This window comes from Aurantiacibacter zhengii, from assembly GCF_003584125.1.
In the GTDB taxonomy this organism is placed as follows: domain Bacteria; phylum Pseudomonadota; class Alphaproteobacteria; order Sphingomonadales; family Sphingomonadaceae; genus Alteraurantiacibacter; species Alteraurantiacibacter zhengii.
In genome coordinates this window covers 1-588 of sequence record NZ_QXFL01000029.1, presented here as the reverse complement: position 1 = coordinate 588, position 588 = coordinate 1, and the positions used below count along the sequence as shown (strand labels likewise).

The 588-nt window shown below is 66.8% G+C and carries 1 protein-coding gene; it reads right to left on the bottom strand.

All coding sequences use genetic code 11. From position 1 onward, the window contains the following. Positions 1–588 (bottom strand): nucleotide sugar dehydrogenase (locus D2V07_RS18350; RefSeq protein WP_147367081.1); only part of this gene is annotated, 588 nt, incomplete at both ends.

The following is a 588-nucleotide window of genomic DNA, read 5'->3' as shown; positions in this document are numbered from 1 at the left end:
CCACCGTCTTGCCGTGCTGGTCGCCCCCGCCCAGCGCGTGGATGACCTTGCGCCCCATCGACCGCTTGCGCTGGTCGTTGCTGGCCACCACGCTTTCCACGATCCGCAGCGGGCTTTCGTAGTCCTGCCCGGTCTTCAGCAAGGCCAGCGTATCCTTGGGAAAGCAGCTGCCGCCATAGCCCGGACCCGGCATCAGGAAGCGATTGCCGATGCGGCTGTCGAGACCGATGCCCTTCGCCACGTCGGCGACATCCGCGCCCACCTTCTCGCACAGGTCGGCGATCTCGTTGATGAAGCCGATCTTGGTCGCAAGGAAGGCGTTGCCGGCATACTTGGTGAGTTCGGCAGCGCGCCTGCTCATCACCACCAGCGGGCTCTCGTTGCGGGTGAGCGGACGGTAGATCTCCGCCAGCACCTTTTCCGCGTGCTCGTCGTTCACGCCGATCACCACGCGGTCGGGCCGCTTGAAGTCGTCGATCGCCGCGCCTTCGCGCAGGAACTCGGGGTTCGACGCCACCGAGAACTCGAGGTCAGGCGCGGTCTCGCGGATGATCCGCTCCACCTCGTCGCCCGTGCCCACCGGCACCG